The sequence below is a fragment of the Enterobacter sp. BNK-22 genome (genome assembly GCF_048684805.1).
Lineage (GTDB): Bacteria > Pseudomonadota > Gammaproteobacteria > Enterobacterales > Enterobacteriaceae > Enterobacter > Enterobacter quasiroggenkampii.
This window is the reverse complement of record NZ_JBLQTT010000001.1, coordinates 1584682-1600206: the sequence shown is the minus strand read 5'-3', so window position 1 is coordinate 1600206 and position 15525 is coordinate 1584682. Positions and strand designations below refer to the sequence as shown.

Sequence of the window (15525 nt, the reverse complement as noted above, 5' to 3'; positions counted from 1 at the left end):
TTAGAGCAAAAAAGGCGGGTCTGACCAGTGAGCAACGAATAAATACTTTAGCAGCGTTAAAGTATTGTGAGGGGGAATGTAGGCCGGGTAAGCGTTAGCGCCACCCGGCAAAAAAACTTAATGCGTGTTCTTCTCTTCCAGCTCTTCCAGTTCGCTCAAAATCACGTCCGGGTCTGTTCCCGGAGGCGGAATTTCATGTACCCAGGCGGAGAACAGACGCCAGGTGACGGCGAGCAGCACCGGGCCAATAAACAGGCCTATCATGCCAAAGGCAATCAGTCCGCCAATGACTCCGGAGAGGATCAGGATCAGCGGCAGGTCAGCACCCATGCGGATGAGTATCGGACGAATGACGTTATCCATGGTGCCGACCACGCAGCTCCAGACCAGCAGCACCGTTCCCCACGTGGTATCACCCGTCCAGTACAGCCAGATAATACTAGGGACCAGCACCAGCAGCGGTCCCAGTTGCGCAAGACAGGTCATCAGCATGACCACGGTGAACACGGTGGCGTACGGTACGCCGGAAATCGCCAGACCGATACCGCCCAGCACCGCCTGCACCAGCGCGGTCACCACCACGCCCAGCGCCACCGCGCGCACAGCCTGCGCAGCCAGTAAAACCGCCGCGTCACCCCGTTTGCCCGCCAGGCGGGTGGCAAAGTGACGAACGCCTAAAGCCACCTGCTCGCCGCGCCAGTAGAGCAGGGCGCTGAAGAGCAGCATCAGGGTACAGTGCATCATAAACCGGCCGATATGCGCCGCCTGACCCACAAACCAGGTCGTGGTCGTGCCAATGTACGGGCGGACTTTTGCCATCAGCGCGCTGCCGCCCATCTCCAGCAGGCTATGCCAGCCGCTGTAGAGCTTGGCGCCCACCACCGGAATGCTGTTCAGCCAGGCGAGATCCGGCAGCGTCAGGTCACCGCTGCTAATAGCGCGAATAACGGGGCCACTGGAATCCACCAGGCTATTCACCAGCAGGGCAATCGGAATAATAAACAGCAGGAACAGCAGGAGCGTCATGACCAGCACCGCTAACCCGCGGCGGCCGAACAGCAGTTTCTGCAAACGCAGCAGCAGAGGCCACGTGGCAACGACAACGGTCGCGGCCCAGGCGAAGCCGAGGATAAAGGGTTGAACAATCCACAGACACGCAATAATCATGAGGGCCAGGAACAGCACCGACAGCAAAATTTGCGCAACATCCCTGGGCTGGCGAAGATTGACCATAAATGAAACTTTCCTTAAAAGAACGCCAGCGTGGCTGGCGGGAACGGAAAACCGCGTCTCTCTAATCATTGATGATCTCAGCGGTTTTTGACAGGCGGATTTTGCCTGTAATTCGGCAGAGATTATAAGAAAAAAATGTGATAAAACTTTCCAGACACAACGCAAACGATTTTATACACAAAATCATTCGAGTTGCATCAAGGCGGCAAGTCTGAGAATCCCCAGGAGCTTACTCAAGTAAGTGACTGGGGTGAGCAGACGCAGCCAACGCAGAGGCAGCTCGAAGGATGACGTGTATATACAACTCTAATTAGGGTCGACAGTTATGATCCCACAGATTTCTCAGGCACCTGGCGTCGTTCAGCTGGTGCTTAATTTTTTGCAAGCACTGGAGCAACAGGGTTTTACAGGTGATACCGCCACGAACTATGCCGACAGGCTGACGATGGCGACCGATAACAGTATTTACCAGCTTCTTCCCGATGCCGTGGTTTTCCCTCGTTCAACGGCCGACGTCGCGCTTATCGCCCGGCTGGCCACGCAGGAGCGCTTCGCCTCGCTGGTCTTTACGCCGCGCGGCGGCGGCACCGGCACCAATGGTCAGGCGCTGAACCAGGGCATCATTGTTGATATGTCGCGCTATATGAACCGCATCATTGAGATCAACCCTGAAGAGGGGTGGGTGCGGGTCGAAGCGGGCGTTATCAAAGATCAGCTTAACCAGTACCTCAAGCCTTACGGTTACTTTTTTGCCCCGGAGCTTTCCACCAGTAACCGCGCGACCCTCGGCGGGATGATCAACACGGATGCCTCCGGTCAGGGCTCGCTGGTCTACGGCAAAACCTCCGATCACGTGCTGGGCGTGCGTGCCGTTCTGCTGGGCGGCGATATTCTCGATACGCAGCCGATGCCGGTCGAACTGGCGGAAACGCTGGGCAAAGATAACACGGCCAGCGGACGCATCTATCGTACCGTGCTGGAGCGCTGCCGCGACAACCGCCAGCTTATTCTCGATAAGTTCCCCAAACTGAACCGCTTCCTGACCGGGTACGACCTGCGTCACGTCTTTAACGACGACCTGACCCAGTTTGATTTAACCCGCGTGCTCACCGGCTCTGAAGGGACGCTGGCGTTTATCACCGAGGCGCGGCTGGATATCACCCGCCTGCCGAAGGTGCGTCGTCTGGTGAACGTCAAATATGACTCCTTCGATTCCGCGCTGCGCAATGCGCCGTTTATGGTGGAAGCGAAAGCGCTGTCGGTGGAAACGGTTGACTCCAAAGTGCTTAACCTGGCCCGGGAAGATATTGTCTGGCACTCCGTCAGCGATCTCATTACCGACGTGCCGGATAAAGAGATGCTCGGTCTTAACATCGTGGAATTTGCCGGCGACGATGCGGCGCTGATTGAGAGCCAGGTCACCACGCTCTGCCAGCGGCTGGATGAGCTGATTGCGCAGGGCGAAGGCGGCGTGATCGGCTGGCAGCTCTGTAACGATCTGGCCGGGATTGAGCGTATCTATGCGATGCGTAAAAAAGCCGTGGGCCTGCTCGGCAATGCGAAAGGGGCGGCGAAGCCGATTCCCTTTGCCGAAGATACCTGCGTGCCGCCTGAGCATCTGGCGGATTATATCGTCGAGTTTCGCGCCCTGCTGGATAGCCACGGCCTGAGCTACGGCATGTTCGGCCACGTCGATGCCGGGGTACTGCACGTGCGTCCGGCGCTGGATATGTGCGACCCGCAGCAGGAGATCCTGATGAAGCAGATCTCCGATGATGTGGTGGCCTTAACCGCCAAATATGGCGGTCTGCTCTGGGGAGAGCACGGGAAAGGATTCCGCGCGGAATACAGCCCCGCATTCTTCGGCGAACAGCTCTATGCGGAGCTGCGCAAGGTGAAGGCGGCTTTCGACCCGCATAACCGCCTCAACCCGGGCAAAATCTGCCCGCCTGAAGGCGTGGACGCGCCAATGATGCAGGTGGATGCCGTCAAGCGCGGCACATACGACAGACAGATCCCGATTGCGGTGCGCTCCTCCTGGCGCGGCGCGATGGAGTGTAACGGCAACGGCCTGTGCTTTAACTTTGATGTGAAAAGCCCGATGTGTCCGTCGATGAAAATCACCAGCAACCGTATCCACTCGCCAAAGGGGCGGGCGACGCTGGTGCGTGAATGGCTGCGTTTGCTGGCCGATCGCGGGGTTGACCCGCTCAGGCTTGAGCAGCAGCTTCCGGAAAAACGGGCCAGCCTGCGCTCGCTGATTGAACGCACCCGCAACAGCTGGCATGCCAACAAGGGCGAGTATGATTTCTCCCATGAGGTGAAAGAGGCGATGTCCGGCTGTCTGGCCTGTAAAGCCTGCTCAACCCAATGCCCGATTAAAATCGACGTACCGGAATTCCGCTCGCGCTTCCTGCAGCTGTATCACACCCGCTACCTCCGCCCGGTGCGCGACCATCTGGTGGCGACGGTGGAAAGCTACGCGCCGCTGATGGCGCGCGCGCCGAAGACCTTCAACTTCTTTATCAACCAGCCGCTGGTGCGCAAGCTCTCTGAAAAACATATCGGCATGGTCGATCTGCCGCTGCTGTCGGTGCCGTCTCTGCAGCGCCAGCTCGTCGGGCATCGCTCGGCGAACATGACCCTGGAGCAGCTGGAGGCACTCACGCCTGAGCAAAAAGCGAAGGTGGTGCTGGTGGTGCAGGATCCGTTTACCAGCTACTACGATGCCCAGGTCGTGGCGGATTTCATCCGCCTGACCGAAAAGCTGGGGTATCAGCCGGTGGTCCTGCCGTTCTCACCCAACGGTAAGGCGCAGCACATTAAAGGCTTCCTGACGCGCTTTGCGAAGACCGCGCAGAAAACCGCTGACTTCTTAAACCGCGTGGCGCAACTCGCGATACCGATGGTCGGCGTCGACCCGGCGCTGGTGCTGTGCTATCGCGATGAATACAAGCAGACGCTGGGCGACAAGCGCGGTGATTTCCACGTCATGCTGGTGCACGAGTGGCTGCCGACGGCCCTGGAAGACAAAGCGGTTCAGGACGTCAGCGGCGAACCGTGGTATCTGTTCGGACACTGCACAGAAGTCACCGCGCTGCCGGGTGCTCCCGCGCAGTGGGCCTCCGTTTTTGCCCGCTTCGGCGCGAAGCTGGAGAGCGTCAGCGTGGGCTGCTGCGGCATGGCCGGCACCTACGGGCACGAAGTGAAAAACCACGCCAACTCGCTCGGTATCTATGAGCTGTCATGGCATCAGGCGATGCAGCGTTTGCCGCGAAACCGCTGTCTGGCAACGGGCTACTCCTGTCGAAGCCAGGTGAAACGGGTAGAAGGTAACGGTGTACGTCACCCATTGCAGGCTTTACTGGAGATAATTGGATGATCTGGAAACGTGCCGTGACGCTGCAGGCGCTGAACGCCATGGGCGAGGGGAATATGGTGGGGCTGCTGGATATCCAGTTCACCCGCATTGGCGACGATGATATCGAGGCCACCATGCCCGTCGATCGTCGCACACATCAGCCGTTTGGTTTATTGCACGGCGGGGCGTCCGTCGTGCTGGCCGAAACTCTGGGCTCGGTGGCGGGATATCTCTGTACCGAAGGGGAGCAGAAGGTGGTCGGACTCGAGGTGAATGCTAACCATATCCGCTCGGTACGCAGCGGGCGCGTGCGCGGAGTTTGCCGCGCGCTGCACGCCGGTAGCCGCCACCAGGTATGGCAGATTGACATTCTCGACGAGCAGGATCGCCTGTGCTGCTCATCGCGGCTGACGACGGCGGTCGTGTAAAGTTTTCAGATGTTTTGCCTTTGGTCAAAAACTAGTCAGTGGGTTGTGATATACTGGTCAGGTTTTGTACATAAGCGAGGACATCATGGATACTGAAATAACCCCAACACAGCTGGCAATTGAATATTTACGTCGCGATAAGAGCAATCTGTCCCCGGCGCAGTACCTGAAAAAGCTGAAACAGCTTGAGCTGGAATTTACAGATTTGCTGGCGCTCTCTTCGAATGAGTTGAAAGAAGAGATCTACTTTGCCTGGCGGTTGGGCGTTCACGTCCATTGAGAGAGTAAAAAAGGCCGCAAGAGCGGCCTTTTTTGTGTCTGACGTTCAGTATTTAGCGGGGAGCTTGTTGATTTTAATAAGCCTGCCTTCTTCCATTTCGATAAATCCGCCGGTTTTTAAATCCGCCAGAATGCGCATCACGCCGCTGCGGGAGAGCTGGGTTTTCTCCCTGATATACCTTTCCGCTGTCACGCTGCCGCGATAACTCTCATCTTCATCCATCAGTTTTATGAGCTGCTGGCGAATCATCTCATACGCCGTGGGCGCGCCCTGCGGCATCACGTTGTTATAAAGACGGCTATAGACAAACATCAGCTGTTGAGAGAGCAGTCCCCAAAGCGCCTTCTCTTTAATAATGGCATTCACCCGTTCGGTGGTGAGCGTGCCGATCAGACACGGGCTGACGGTCTTAAGATAATCATTAAAATAGATATCGGTGAGGTTAGCGATGCCGAAGACGGCAGGGCTGCGGGCCGTAGACAGCATCCTGTCATCGCTTTTTCTGTAGATGGCGACGGTTCCCTCAAGAATTAAATAGCACATGCCCTGACCGTTGATCTGCAGGTCCAGCCGCTCGCCGCGGGCGATATGTCGCGTTGTGCAATCAGATAACAGGTGTGAAATAAGTTCTTGCGCGTAGGGGGAACCCCGTTGAGACTTTTCTGGAAGGGACATGGTTGCCGACAGCCTTAAAAATAACCTGGCTAATTATAGCGCTTCTCCTGGTTTCAGGCACGCTGGCTGTCAATATTTGCGGGGCAGATGGTGAATGTCAAGCAGCACCCCACGCTCCATGGTGATGTACTTCCCGGTCCGCAGTTCTGCAAGAATGCGCATAATTCCGCTACGCGAAAGATAGGTCCTGCTTTTGATATACGCCGCCGCCGTTGTATTTTGCCGTATGGCATCGGGTTCCTGCATCAGTTCAACAAGCTGGAAACGAATGATGTCGTAAGCAGACATTTGCGATATTTGCGCGCAGTGCTCATACACCCGCGAGGCCGTATAAATCAGCAGCTTTGAAAAATGCTCCCATAAATCCTGCTGCGCAACGATCTGATTAAACGTCTCCAGCGGCATGCGGGCTATTTCTGCCGTCTCAAGGGCCCTGACATACAGATGTTCCGAAGAAAACTGGCTGCTGACGCCAAGAATAAAAGGCGCAGATTCAGAGTTTAAAACAATACCATCGCCGCGACGATGAAGCGCCACACTCCCCTGGAGAAGTAAAAAACACTGACGAATCTCATCTTTATAATAATGTACGGTTTCCCCTCGGCTGATAATCATTCTGTCCGCTGCAGGTACCACTGATTTAATCAGGGCGTCTAAATGGCTAAGCGGTTTTAAACCCAGAACGGTTGATTCCTGGTGATTCAGTGGAGGGGTTAAACGCGTATTCATAAGATACCTCACGGTGACTACAGGTCCGATCGTTTTTTTGAACTGTGGAAAGAATTATCTTAAAAATGAAGGAGTCAGGGAATGTTTCGAGAAGGTCTAAAAATAGACCGTTGAGTTGTTGTAACCTAACATACTGAATATAAATAAAAAAATTTTCTGGTCTATTAATAGACCAGAAAAGCATGGCTTAAGTATTTCCTGAAGGGAATGTTGTTTTTTCGTTAAATCAAAGTCTACAGCTAGACCATCTAAACGTTGTATTCACCCGGATGATTATATAAATTTTAACCAGCCAGTCAGAAAGAACTTATGGCTTTAATAAAAAACAAATGAATTCACATTGATGTATTCATCAGCTTTCTGATGCATGAGTGTTAATAATAAATAAAGTTATCCCCTAAATCAGGAAAATAAAGATTATGAAAAAGAACGTTATTTTAGCGATGGCTGCGACGGGGGCCGCCTTAATGATGGGCAACGCTTTCGCTGCTGCAGGAACCGTCAATTTTAATGGTAACATCCTGGACTCTGCCTGCGATGTTGCGGTTTCCTCTCAAAATCAGGTGGTGGTATTGGGCGATTACAATAAATCAGAATTTACGGCGACGGGTTCCCGAACGGCGGCAGCGAAATTCGATATTGTCCTGAAGAACTGCCCGGTCACGGTCACCAGTGCCAAAGTGCGTTTTGACGGTACCCCCGATCTGACCAACGCCGATCTGCTGGCTATTGATACCTCCGTCGCCGGTGCGGCAACGGGTGTTGCCATCAATTTGATGACCGCAGATAAAGCGGATCTGCCTTTGCACGGCAGTAACAGCTATAGCTATGCGCTCAGCAGTACCGCAGATAATACGCTGAATTTCTATGCGCAGTATATTTCAACGGCGTCATCGGTGACGGCCGGCCCTGCCAACTCCGTAGCTAATTTCTCCGTTGTTTATAACTAGTCATTAAGCAGAACCTGAGCCGGTTCCACGCGGTTCTGCGTGGGGGCATTCACTGCCCCCGTGTTTCACGAGGTGTAACATGCATTTTATTAGCAAGACCCTGCTCATCGCGGTCATCCTCTCTGCATCGTTTTCGCATGCTTATGCCGGGGTCATTATTGGCGGGACCCGCGTCATTTTTGATGGCGGGAAAAAAGAGGCATCAATCAGCATCAACAATGCAGACAGCGTGCCTTATTTAATCCAGTCCTGGGTTGAGATGCCCGAGGGTAATGCTAATAAAGCACCTTTTATTGTTACGCCTCCGTTATATCGACTGGATGGGGGTCAGCAAAACATTGAGCGCATTTTGTTCTCGGGTTCGTTACCTCAGGATAAAGAGAGTCTTTTCTGGCTGAATATTAAAGCGATACCGTCCGCCTCGAAGCAGACAAACTCACTGCAAATTGCCGTCAAAACGCGCATTAAGCTTATTTATCGCCCGACAGGTCTGAAGGCATCCACCCCGGAAGAGCAAGCGAATAAATTAACCTGGTCGCGTAGCGGGGATAAACTTCTGGTCACCAATCCAACGCCCTATGTCATCAATTTTAATGAAATAAGCATCGGCGATAAAAAGCTGGATGAGGTCTCCTGGGTGGCACCCGGCGCAATGGCGGCATTTACCTTACCCGCAGGAGCCAGTGGCAGTCATGTTTCATTCAAAGTTATTAATGATTACGGCAGCCCCGGAATAATACATCAGGCCAGCTTTTAATTTATTAAAAGCGGTGCTCCTCATTTCGAGTCAGGTTCATGATGATGGCAACGAAAACTAAAAAAATGCAGCCTGCGCGTCTGGCGATCTGTATCGCCTTCGCGCTGGTCAATGCAATGCAGACTGTTGATGCCCGTGAGTCGTTCAACGCTGAACTGGTTGAGCTGGACAATCCGGGCGCAGATAAAGCTGATTTAACTGCTTTTGAATCAGGTTCGCAGGCACCAGGGAAATACCATGTTGACATCATTCTTGACGACCAGCTCATCGAGACCAGCGATATTGACTTCATCTCCGTAAACGGCGGACAGGAGGGCGATAGCCTTAAGCCTTGTCTGAGTCTTGAACAGCTAAATAAATGGGGCGTCAAAACCGCGCTTTTTCCCGACTTAGCGAGCCAGGGCACGTCCTGCGTCAACCTGCAGGCTATCCCTCGTGCCAGCACGGATTTTCAGTTCGCCGCGCAGCGACTGATTATCAGCATTCCTCAGGCCGCCATTGACCTGCCTGCACGTGGGTATGTTTCGCCAGCGCTCTGGGATGAAGGGATCGCCGCCGTCATGTTGAACTACAGCCTGAGCGGTGCAAGCAGCCGGGCGAAACAAAACGAGAGTAAAAACAGCGACAGTCAATATGCCAATCTGCGCCCGGGTCTCAACGTTGGGCCGTGGCGAGTGCGGAATTACACCACCTGGTCACGGGATGAGACCGGGCAGGACAAATGGGATACCGTCTACACCTACGCGCAGCGGGCCATTATTGCGCTCAACGCGCAGCTCACCCTGGGGGATAGCTCGGCACCAGCAGACGTGTTCGACAGTATGCCGTTTCGCGGCGGACAGCTGGCTTCGGATGATGACATGCTCCCGGATTCGCTGAAAGGCTATGCACCCGTGGTGCGGGGTATCGCGCGCACCAATGCCCAGGTGGAGGTGCGGCAAAATGGCTATCAGATTTATCAGACCTACGTGGCGCCTGGGGCATTTGAAATTACCGATATGTACCCGACGGGAGGCGCCGGGGATCTGGACGTCACCGTTAAAGAGGCCGATGGCAGCGAGCAACATTTTACCCTGCCGTACGCGTCATTACCGGTTTTGCAGCGTGAAGGGCGCCTGAAATATGCGGTGACCGGCGGGCAGTATCGTTCTTATAACGGCAGCGTTGAGAAGACACCCTTCGGGCAAATCACCGGGATCTATGGTCTGCCGTATGGACTCACGCTCTATGGCGGGCTGCAGGCGTCGAACAAATACCAGTCTTTCGCACTGGGCGTCGGGAAGAATATGGGGGATTTCGGTGCCATTTCTGCGGACATGACCCAGGCCTGGTCCACCCCGCAGGGCAGTGATAAATCCAACGGTCAATCCTGGCGCGCGCGGTACAGCAAAAGCGTGATCGGAACGGGGACGCAATTTTCGATTGCGGGCTACCGCTATTCCACGTCCGGCTACTACGGCATGCAGGAGGTACTGGATTCGTACGGTGACAGCAGTGCGCTTCAGGACCGGCGTCGCAACCGGGCCGAGCTGACGATGAGCCAGACGCTGGGCGGTAATCTTGGTTCGCTGACGCTGAGCGCGGCCCGTGAAAACTACTGGAATTCGGGTCAGACGATGGCGTCCTACACCCTGGGTTACAACAACGCCTGGCATAACATCAATTACGGACTCACCTGGACCTACAGTAAAAACGGCAGTGCGGGTGATAAGCGATACGACAGCGATCGGCTGCTGGCTTTTAACGTCAGTATTCCTCTCGACAAATTTTTACTGCAGACCTGGGCGAACTATGGTGTGAGCGCCAGCAAGAATAACGGCACCACGCACAACCTCGGGTTGAACGGCATGGCGCTGGAAAACCACGCGCTGAACTGGAATGTGCAGCAAGGCTACGGGTCGGATGGCGTCGGCTATACGGGTAATGTGAACGGTGATTATAAGGGAACCTACGGCGAAGTTACCGCGGGCTATAGCTACGACAGGAACAGCGAGCGGCTTAATTATGGCCTGCAGGGCGGCATTATTGCCCACAGAGAAGGGATCACGCTTTCGCAGCCCCTGGGCGAGACCAATGCTCTGATTCGCGCACCGGGCGCGCACGGCGTGGATATTCGCAATCAGCCGGGAGTCCGAACGGATTACCGGGGATATACGGTGGTCAGTAACCTCGCCGTTTATCGAAAAAATGACATCACCCTTGCCCCGGAAAGCCTGCCGGATGAGGTTGAGCTGGATATCAATACCCGGACGGTGACGCCGACGCGAGGGGCAATCGTGATGGTCGACTATAAGGCAAAAGTGGGGCGACGCGCGTTGTTTAATGTTATGCACAACGGCCATGGCGTTCCCTTTGGCGCGATTGCGAGCCTGAAAGGCGTCGAGAGCAACAGCTTCATTGTGGGTGATAAAGGCCAGGTTTATCTCACCGGGCTGGATACACAGGGCACCGTCTTTGTTACGTGGGGAGCGGAACGCGATCGGCAATGCCGCGCCCCGTACGTGCTTACCCCGCCGTCGCCTTCCGGCGGAATAACAGAAATCAACGTCAATTGCCTTTAGGATTTTAAAATGCGCTTAATGAACATGCTATTCCTTCTGAGCATTGCCGCAGGCTGGAATAGTGCCCATGCAGGAACCTGCACGACGATCACGCCACAGGACTCAACCTTGTCTGTCGGGACAATTACGGTGCAACGCGACGTCGCCGTTGGGACCGTCCTGTTTTCGCGTAATGCAACGCTAACCGGTTCCTATTTAACGGGATGTACCAATCCGTTAATGCTGGGTTTTAGCATGCGCTACCTTAATGCCACGCCGAGTACCTACGGTAATCATGTCTACGACACTAACGTCAGCGGTATTGGAATACGTTTTTCATCGGGTAATTATTTTGAAAACCCGGCTAATACCTTTTCCTATACTGCGCAGGCAAGTTATGTCGAGTGGTGGGGCGGTAAAGTAGAACTTATCGTCACCGGACCGGTTGCATCCGGTTCGCTGACGCCGGGGGTACTGGGTGTGGTGACGCTGCAGGGGAGCGATGGTGTATATCGTGATGGTTTGACGACGACCCTGTTGGGCGGAACGATTAACGTGCTTGCCTGCACGATTACGACGCCGCAACTGACGTTTCCGATAGGGGATATTTCTGCCGCGGCGTTTGGCGCAACGGTGGGCACCACGCCGGTGGGCGCCCAGAATACCCAGAATCTCGGGCTTAACTGTGATGCGGGGGCTAACGTCAACGTGTCAATCAGCGGTATTCAGAATCCCGACATTGCGGCGACGAGCGTGCTGGCGCTTACGGGGCAAGGGAATACCGGCACGGCGAAAGGCGTCGGCGTTCAGCTGCTCTATAACGGTACGCCTCTCACGCTCAATACGCGTCTGCCGTTAAAGCCCGCGGCAGGTGGCCTGGAAGCGTTCCCCTTAACGGCGCGTTATTATCAGACCCAACCGACGGTAGAACCCGGTACCGCAAATGCGTCAGCAACCTTAAATTTGACATACCAGTAAAGGGAATGACGATGAATATTTTGCGCACGGCAGCGTTCACCGCGGCATTAATCAGCGGCAATCTCATTGCAGCGGATACCGTTAACGTCAGCGTCACCGGTAATATTGTTGCCTCTCCCTGTGTATTTAATGGGGGAAATAACAATCTGGATGTTAATCTCGGCGATATTCAGTCATCCAATATGGCAACTCCGGGATCGTCTTCCGAACCTGTGCCTTTTAACCTGATGTTTACCCAGTGCCCAGCAGGTACGCGCAGCGTGACGGTCTTATTTACCGGAAACCCCGATCCCGTCGCAGGGGCGGGTTACTATATGAACAGTGGCTCGGCCACCCACGTCGCAATAGCGATGAACGATGTCGCTACCGGTGCTTTAAAGGGAACGGGGACACAGATTACGCAGGCCATCTCAGCAGACAGAACCGCGACGATAGCCCTGCAGGCATCGGTCAACTCTGTTACCGGGAGCGCGACGCCGGGGAGCATCAGTGCCGTCGTGGTCATGACGATGCAATACAACTGATCGGCCCGTGCGTGAGTTATCCTTTTATTTGCAGATGTCGGTAACCGCTATGTTGAATATTCTGATTAAAGAACCGGATTCTTTTTTAAAAAATGGCCTGCAATATTTTCTTGTCGATTTCTTCCTGCATAATTTTAGATATCAGGTTAATTTTGGCATTGAGTTTACTTTTGACAGCGTCAATAGCGCCGATATTGTTATCCTCTCTTTATGCCCGGGTGAAGCGCTGACCTGTATTCCTGAATTAAAAGCGAGAAAAAAAGGGATCTTAATTGGGATGGTCGATGACGAACGGCGCTTCACTGAATTTTCATCCTGTTTTCAGGATATGATTTTCATCTCCCGCCGGGCCCCGCTGGATCGGGTAAGCGAGAGACTCTTTCTTGCATGGTACCGTACGCAACTGCCGGATTATCGCTGGAAACATAAAGACTGCTTCCACTGCCCGCATAAAATATTATCGACGCAGCAGATTCGTCTTTCGGTGAATTTATACAAAGGGTTATCGATAGCACAGATTGCGAACAGGCTCAGGACGAGTAACAAAACGATATTCACGCATAAGTATTTACTGATGCAAAAATTCGATCTGCGTAATGATTTCGAACTTATGGCGCTGATTCACCGGATGGTTGAAAAGAACGCCCACCCGAATAAATTGCATGACCATTTAGTGGGGCAGGACGGCTAACAGGAAGAAAAGGGCGCAGGCGCTGTTTTGTCGCCGGGTGACGGTTACGGCACCCGGCATTTTCCTCAGACGTTCGCCGCACTCATCAGCCGCGACTTCATGGACTGATACGCCGACGCGGCATAGTCCTCCGCCCAGCGCTGGTCCTCAATCGCCTCCAGCTGCACCGCGCAGTACTTCGTTTCCGGGGTTTTGGAGATGGGATCGAGGTTGTCCTGGGTCAGCTCGTTGCAGGCGCCAATCCACCACTGATAGGTCATATAGACGGCCCCGGCGTTGATACGCTCGCTGATGCTGGCGCGGGTAATCACTTTCCCGCGACGTGAACGTACCCAGACCAGCTGCCCGTCAGTAATGCCCAGCTTTTCTGCATCGGCAGGGTTCATTTGCACCCGACCCGGCTCGTCGGCCAGGCTTTGAAGCGCGGCGCAGTTCCCGGTCATGGAGCGGCAGGAGTAGTGTCCCACCTCGCGTACCGTACACAGCACCAGCGGGAAATCCGCATCCGGGGTTTCCGCCGGCGCGCGCCACGGTGCGGCAAAGAGTTGCCCTTTACCGCTCGGCGTGTCGAACTGATTGTCTTTGTACAGGTACGGCGTTCCGGGGTGATCCAGCGTCGGGCAGGGCCACTGTACGTGGCCCATCTCGCCCATTTTTTCATACGTCACGCCGTAGAAGAGCGGGCACAGCGCGCGCATCTCATCCCAGATCTGCTGGTTGGAGTCATAATGCATCGGGTAGCCCATCTCGGTGGCGAGCAGGCTGATGATCTCCCAGTCGCGCTTCACGTTGCCGCTGGCGTCGATGGCTTTGCCAAAACGCTGGAAGCCGCGATCGGCACAGGTAAAGACGCCGCCGTGTTCACCCCAGGAGGTGGCCGGGAGCAGAACGTCCGCCACCTCTGCCGTTTTGGTCATAAAGATGTCCTGAACCACGACAAAATCGAGCGCCTCAAAACCGCTGCGCACCAGGCCGAGATCGGCTTCGGTCTGAAGCGGATCTTCCCCCATGATGTAATAGGCCTTCACCTTGCCTTCCAGCGCAAGGTGCGGCACTTCGGTAATGCGCGTCCCGACGCGATCGTCCATCGCATTGACGTCAATTCCCCAGGCGTTGGCGAACTTCTGCCTGACCGCCGGATCGGTCACATCCTGATAGCCGGGGAACATATTCGGCAGAACGCCCATATCGCAGGCACCCTGGACGTTGTTCTGACCGCGCACCGGCCCGACGCCGACGGCAGGGCGACCGAGATTCCCGGTCAGCAGCGCCAGGCTGGACAGCCCTTTGACCACATCCACAGCCTGTCCAAACTGGGTCACGCCCATCCCCCACATCACGGTGGCGGAAGGGGCCGCCGCGAAGGTGCGCATTGCCTGGCGGACGTCACGGGCGGGGATGCCGGTAAGATGTTCGACCTTTTCCGGCGCATAGTCTTTTACCGTTTGCCGGTAGGCCTCAAGCCCCTCCGTAAAACGCGCCACGTAGTTTTTATCGTACAGCTCTTCTTCCAGCAGCACATAGCCAAAGGCGTTCACCAGCGCCATGTTGCTGCCATTTTTCAGCTGCAGATGTTGGTCGGCAATACGCGCCGTTTCAATACGCCGCGGATCGCAGACGATAATTTTTGCGCCGTTTTCACGCGCTTTCAGCACGCGGCGGGCGACGATAGGGTGGGAGTCCGCGCAGTTATAGCCAAAGACCAGCAGGCATTTTGAGTTTTCAATATCGTTAATGGAGTTGCTCATCGCGCCGTTACCGAGCGTTTCCTGTAAACCGGCGACGGACGGGCCATGACAGACGCGCGCACAGCAGTCCACGTTGTTGGTGTTCAGCACCGCGCGGGCAAACTTTTGCATCACATAGTTGGTTTCATTGCCGGTTCCGCGCGAGGAGCCGGTGGTCATGATCGACCGCGGCCCGTGCTGCGCTTTAATACTGCTGAGCCTGTGGGCGGTGTAGCGGATCGCCTCTTCCCAGGTAACGGGGGTGAAGGCTTCGCCTTTGCGGTAGCGGATCATGGGCTGGGTGAGGCGAGGGGTGAGCAGACGGGTATCGTTAAGGAAGTCCCAGCCGTAAAATCCTTTCAGACATAAAGTGCCCTGGTTTGTGACTCCCGCTGCTGCTTCGGCACGGATGATACGGTTATTTTCAACGACAAGGTTCAATTTACAGCCTGCACCGCAGTACGGGCAGACGCTGGCGATCTTTTTCATCAATAACAGACCTGTTAAGAAATGAAGCAAAGTTGACTGGAAACCCAGTCCCGTATGAGTAAATAAGCAGGAACCGTGCCAGGTTGATTTTGCGTGGATTACAGGGCGTTATGCGGGGAGGGCGCGTGTCATCGTCAGGCCGATCGTCAGTTTTGACGATGAC

13 protein-coding genes are annotated in these 15525 nt (G+C 54.9%); 9 read left to right on the top strand and 4 right to left on the bottom strand.

Annotation, left to right across the window (positions count from 1 at the left end; translation table 11 throughout):
* Positions 1–117: 117 nt before the first annotated feature.
* Positions 118–1233 (bottom strand): AI-2E family transporter YdiK, encoded by a 1116-nt coding sequence (ydiK, locus tag ACMGGE_RS07420; protein WP_045910283.1) that lies wholly within the window; start codon positions 1231–1233, stop codon positions 118–120.
* A gap of 325 nt (positions 1234–1558) precedes the next feature.
* On the opposite strand from ydiK, the gene ACMGGE_RS07415 reads away from it, so the two are divergent.
* From ACMGGE_RS07415 to ACMGGE_RS07405, 3 genes are all read left to right on the top strand, one after another.
* Positions 1559–4615 carry an FAD-binding and (Fe-S)-binding domain-containing protein gene (locus ACMGGE_RS07415; protein ID WP_420293592.1) on the top strand — a complete coding sequence of 1019 codons (3057 nt, stop codon included), beginning with the start codon at positions 1559–1561 and terminating at the stop codon, positions 4613–4615.
* Positions 4612–5022, top strand: coding sequence for a 1,4-dihydroxy-2-naphthoyl-CoA hydrolase (gene menI / locus ACMGGE_RS07410; protein WP_021241102.1), 411 nt, complete (start codon positions 4612–4614; stop codon positions 5020–5022). The genes ACMGGE_RS07415 and menI overlap by 4 nt, the downstream gene beginning before the upstream one ends.
* A gap of 85 nt (positions 5023–5107) precedes the next feature.
* Positions 5108–5302: a YdiH family protein gene (locus ACMGGE_RS07405; protein ID WP_003857766.1), complete on the top strand. Its 195-nt coding sequence runs from the start codon at positions 5108–5110 to the stop codon at positions 5300–5302.
* A gap of 45 nt (positions 5303–5347) precedes the next feature.
* Here the strand turns inward: ACMGGE_RS07405 and ACMGGE_RS07400 are convergent, their stop codons facing one another.
* Together ACMGGE_RS07400 and ACMGGE_RS07395 are read right to left on the bottom strand one after the other, a co-directional pair.
* Entirely contained in the window at positions 5348–5977 is a 630-nt protein-coding gene (locus ACMGGE_RS07400; protein ID WP_262823195.1) for a helix-turn-helix domain-containing protein, read from the bottom strand.
* Between the two features lie 69 nt (positions 5978–6046).
* The gene (locus tag ACMGGE_RS07395) at positions 6047–6706 is read right to left on the bottom strand and encodes a helix-turn-helix domain-containing protein (RefSeq protein WP_420293591.1); all 660 of its coding nucleotides are present in this window, start codon (positions 6704–6706) and stop codon (positions 6047–6049) included.
* A 419-nt stretch (positions 6707–7125) separates the two neighbouring features.
* Here ACMGGE_RS07395 and ACMGGE_RS07390 point away from each other — a divergent pair, with 419 nt between their 5' ends.
* The 6 genes from ACMGGE_RS07390 to ACMGGE_RS07365 all read left to right on the top strand — a co-directional run bounded on the left by ACMGGE_RS07390 (position 7126) and on the right by ACMGGE_RS07365 (position 13146).
* Positions 7126–7656, top strand: coding sequence for a fimbrial protein (locus ACMGGE_RS07390; protein ID WP_420293590.1), 531 nt, complete (start codon positions 7126–7128; stop codon positions 7654–7656).
* 79 nt (positions 7657–7735) lie between these two features.
* Positions 7736–8413, top strand: a complete 678-nt coding sequence (locus tag ACMGGE_RS07385) for a molecular chaperone (protein ID WP_262820566.1) — start codon at positions 7736–7738, stop codon at positions 8411–8413.
* A 44-nt stretch (positions 8414–8457) separates the two neighbouring features.
* A complete protein-coding gene (locus ACMGGE_RS07380; RefSeq protein WP_420293589.1) occupies positions 8458–10974 on the top strand; it encodes a fimbria/pilus outer membrane usher protein in 2517 nt (838 codons plus the stop codon).
* Positions 10975–10983: 9 nt separating this feature from the next.
* Positions 10984–11931, top strand: a complete 948-nt coding sequence (locus ACMGGE_RS07375) for a fimbrial protein (RefSeq protein ID WP_420293588.1) — start codon at positions 10984–10986, stop codon at positions 11929–11931.
* 5 nt (positions 11932–11936) lie between these two features.
* The gene (locus ACMGGE_RS07370; RefSeq protein ID WP_420293587.1) at positions 11937–12455 is read left to right on the top strand and encodes a fimbrial protein; all 519 of its coding nucleotides are present in this window, start codon (positions 11937–11939) and stop codon (positions 12453–12455) included.
* 49 nt (positions 12456–12504) lie between these two features.
* Complete coding sequence (locus tag ACMGGE_RS07365) at positions 12505–13146, top strand: helix-turn-helix transcriptional regulator (protein ID WP_262764218.1); 642 nt, start codon at positions 12505–12507, stop codon at positions 13144–13146.
* A gap of 65 nt (positions 13147–13211) precedes the next feature.
* On the opposite strand, the gene fdhF is transcribed toward ACMGGE_RS07365, so the two are convergent.
* Positions 13212–15362: a formate dehydrogenase subunit alpha gene (fdhF, locus tag ACMGGE_RS07360; protein ID WP_262810469.1), complete on the bottom strand. Its 2151-nt coding sequence runs from the start codon at positions 15360–15362 to the stop codon at positions 13212–13214.
* Positions 15363–15525: the final 163 nt, after the last annotated feature.